This is a genomic window from Gemmatimonadota bacterium, assembly GCA_022560615.1.
Classification (GTDB): domain Bacteria; phylum Gemmatimonadota; class Gemmatimonadetes; order Longimicrobiales; family Gaopeijiaceae; genus UBA1138.
In genome coordinates, this window is the sequence record JADFSR010000095.1 from 1 (window position 1) to 3,435 (window position 3,435).

Annotated in this window: 4 protein-coding genes and 1 pseudogene; all 5 read right to left on the minus strand. The window is 64.5% G+C overall.

Annotated features, from left to right (window positions below; translation table 11 throughout):
• Nucleotides 1-228: 228 nt before the first annotated feature.
• On the minus strand, nt 229-1,272 hold the full coding sequence (rpoD, locus tag IIB36_20380) for an RNA polymerase sigma factor RpoD (GenBank protein ID MCH7534097.1): 1,044 nt from the start codon (nt 1,270-1,272) through the stop codon (nt 229-231).
• A gap of 129 nt (nt 1,273-1,401) precedes the next feature.
• Nucleotides 1,402-1,485, minus strand: a pseudogene (locus IIB36_20385) (hypothetical protein).
• A gap of 300 nt (nt 1,486-1,785) precedes the next feature.
• Complete coding sequence (locus IIB36_20390) at nt 1,786-2,127, minus strand: cupredoxin domain-containing protein (protein ID MCH7534098.1); 342 nt, start codon at nt 2,125-2,127, stop codon at nt 1,786-1,788.
• Nucleotides 2,128-2,625: 498 nt separating this feature from the next.
• On the minus strand, nt 2,626-2,877 hold the full coding sequence (locus IIB36_20395) for an Lrp/AsnC ligand binding domain-containing protein (protein ID MCH7534099.1): 252 nt from the start codon (nt 2,875-2,877) through the stop codon (nt 2,626-2,628).
• 224 nt (nt 2,878-3,101) lie between these two features.
• The coding region (locus tag IIB36_20400) for a hypothetical protein (protein ID MCH7534100.1) at nt 3,102-3,435 on the minus strand (334 nt) is incomplete at its 5' end.

Below are 3,435 nucleotides of genomic sequence, written 5' to 3' on the forward strand. Positions count from 1 at the left end.
GATCGCGGCTCTCGCAGCGTTTGCGCTCGTCGAGAAGGTCGCGCCCGCGGCCGCTGGCTCACCCGTTCTACAGGTCTTCTGCTCATCGTTTGGGGGATATCGCTCCCGTTCGTGGCGGAGGCGCGAGTGGCCAGCTCGTTCGGGGTTCAACTAGCCAGGCATCCCCTGACCAAACAAGCTAAAGCTAGTCACGTGGCGTCTCGCTCCTCCTCGCCGAATTAGCTGTAGCTATTCCAGGAAGTCGCGGAGCCTGCGAGAGCGGCTCGGGTGCCGCAGCTTCTTCAGCGCCTTCGCCTCTATCTGGCGTATGCGCTCACGCGTGACGGCGAAGACGCGGCCGACCTCTTCGAGCGTCCGGCTGCGGCCGTCCTCCAGCCCGAAGCGCAGCTGCAAGACGGTCCGTTCGCGCTCGCTGAGGGTGCCAATGACGTCTTTGACCTGCTCCTTCAGCAGCTGGAAGGTCGCGGCATCCGCCGGAGCGGGTCCGCTGCGGTCCTCGATGAAGTCGCGGAGGTGCGAGTCTCCCTCCTCGCCGACGGGCGTCTCGAGGGAGACGGGCTCCTGGGACACCTTCATGATCTCGCGGACCCGCTCAGGGGTGACCTCCATCTCGAGCGCGACTTCCTGGGTCGTGGGCTCGCGCCCGTACTCCTGCACGAGCCGGCGGCTGACGCGCACGAGCTTGTTGATGATCTCGATTATGTGGACCGGGATGCGGATCGTCCGTCCTTGGTCGGCGATGGCGCGCGTGATGGCCTGGCGGATCCACCAGGTCGCGTAGGTGGAGAACTTGAACCCCTTGCGGTAGTCGAACTTCTCCACGCCGCGTATGAGGCCGATGTTGCCCTCCTGGATCAGGTCCAGCAGGGACAGGCCGCGGCCGACGTACTTCTTCGCGATGCTCACTACCAGGCGCAGGTTCGCCTCGGTCAGGTGGCGCTGGGCGTGCGCGCTCTCGCTTTTCACCGCGCCGAAGTGCATGCGGAGCAACAGCTCGTTGGACTCGAGCCGCTGCCCGATGTCCGCGTCCTCGAGCGCGTCGTCCAGGCTCTTGACCGGGACGTCCTCGCCCATCACGTCTAGCGTCTCTTCGGAGAGCACGTGGCTGTTCAGCGAGAGCTGGATGATCTGCTGCGCGACCTCCAGCGGTTCTTTGCCCCAACGCTGGCCGAACGCTTCCAGCATGTCCACGTCGAGCACGCCGTCGATGCCCGCCCGCAGCTTCTCGTCGGTGAGCAACACCTTGAGCGTCATCGCGTCTTCGATGGCCATGTAGTCGGCGAGGGCCTCGATGAGCTCATTCGATTCACGGATCCGCGAGAGGAGCGTGCGCACGAGGTCCGCGGCGCTGGCTGGGTGCCCGGTCTCCGTGGCGATGTTCTGCTCGAGCTTGTCGACGTGCTTGCCGGAGGCGAGCGCCTGCGCCAATCGGCGCTCGTCCGCCGCGGTCAGCAGATTGACGCGCCCCACCTCACGCAGGTACATGCGCACCGGGTCCTCGATCAGCTCACCATCGAGGTTCTGACCGGCTTCCGCTTCGGCGGCGGCGGCCTCAACCTTGGCGAGTTCCTCCGTGGTCGGTTCGGTGACCTTCGTGCCGTTCGACCCGTTCGCGGTCTCGGCGGCGTCGGTTATGGCCACTGCCGCGACGCCGCTCGCCACGTCCTTCTCGCCGACGACCTCCGGCCCATCCACGCCGATCGCGGGTCGTTTGCCCTCCTGCTTCGCCAAATCCCTTCCTTCCTGCCCGTCCGATGGCCGCTAGAGGCTCTGACTCGCGTGGTACTACGGGTTGACCGTGACCGTCCCTGTCATCCTTGGGTGGATGCTACAGCGGTATGGGTAAGTGCCCGGCTCGTTGAACGTGACGGTGAAGGATTCGCCGGTTCTCAGGCGGCGGCTATTCCAACGAAGCGCGGAACCAGCCGTCGCCGTCGAGGTGTGTGACGCGGAATCCCGGTTCACCCAGGTGATAGTCGTGCCTGCGTTCACGACTAGGTCCTGGTGCGTGAAGTTCACGATGTCTGACGAGACCCCTCCCGGCTCCACGGCTTGAGGCGTCGGGGTCGCCGATGGAAGCGAGGTCGCTTCAGGCGTTGGTGTCGAGTCGGAGCTGCATCCCGCCATGGCCGCTGCTGTCGCCAAGAGTGCGATCAGAAGCAATGCCTTGCTTCGCACGAAGGATCTCCAAGCAAGCGATTCGAATGCATGCTGAGCGCTCTTTCACGAACGAGCGCCGACTGGGTCAGGCCGGTGGATCACCACTGACACTACGCCTGCTGGAGTTAGAAAAGTATTATGGTCGGGACTCACGACGTATGGCAGGGCCGGAACGACGGGGCTAACGGTGACGAGGGGACTCGGACGGGCGCAGCCACCTCCCGGTCAAGTAGTAGCCGCCGAAGAGCAGCAGCCGGACGACCATGGCCAGAAGGATGGCGACGAGGATGCCGTACTGGCCCAGCGGCGTGAACCTGGCGAGGATGAACGCGCCCGGGATCTCGAGCGTCGCCGCCGCGTCTCGTGTAGGGGCGCAATTGATTGCGCCCCACGCCCCATCCAGCGCTCAACTGCGCCTGTCCACGTCTGCGGCTGGCGCTGGCGAGTGGGTTGAGGGCCAGGCCCTCATTCCATCCAGGTGCACGTGACGGTGGACGTGATGCCCTGCACGTGCCGTATCTTCTCGCGAAGGATCCGCGTGATGTACTCCGGCGCATCCGCCTCGAGCTCCACCACGATGTCATAGGGACCCAGGACCTCGTGGACCCGGGCGCCCGGTATGGCGCCCAACCGCGCAACCACCTCCTCGGTGCGGGTAGGATCTGTGTTGATCAGGACGTACGCATGCGTGATGCTTCCGGGAAGATGCTCGGCCATGATTCACCTCCGACTACCCTGGCTTCGCGGGTGGTCAACCTCAAGCCCTGCGGGTGCGGGCCACAGGGGCTCTGTTGGTACGGAGAGATTCTCTAGCTCATCGCCCCTCGGGTCAGTTTACCGCTTGCCTTGCGGCTTCTGTGCTTTGCCTTCGGCGCGGGTTCAACTATCTACAGCTAGTTCTTAGGCAGGTGCAGGAAGGGCGAACAAGGCCTTTCCGGCACCTAGCTAGTTTGCTGCCCTCGGAACTCGAGCTCGATCCTTCCGTCGTTGTAGACATGCACCGTCTTCAGGATGGGCTGGAGCATGGCCTTCGCGCGTTGCACGTCAAGCGATCCGAAATCCTTGAGGAACGACTTGATGCGGACGGGTAGGGCGGACACGCCTTCCTGGCGTGAGGCCTGATCGGCCACTGCTGCCGCGAGCTCCTCGCGTCGACCCGCAAGTTCGGAGCGTTCCTCTCGTCGAGCCTCGTTGACCCTGCGGAATTCCTCCTCGTTCAGGAGATCGCGCTTGAGCAGGTCGAGATTCTTGTCGAAGTCGGCCTCGATGTCCGCC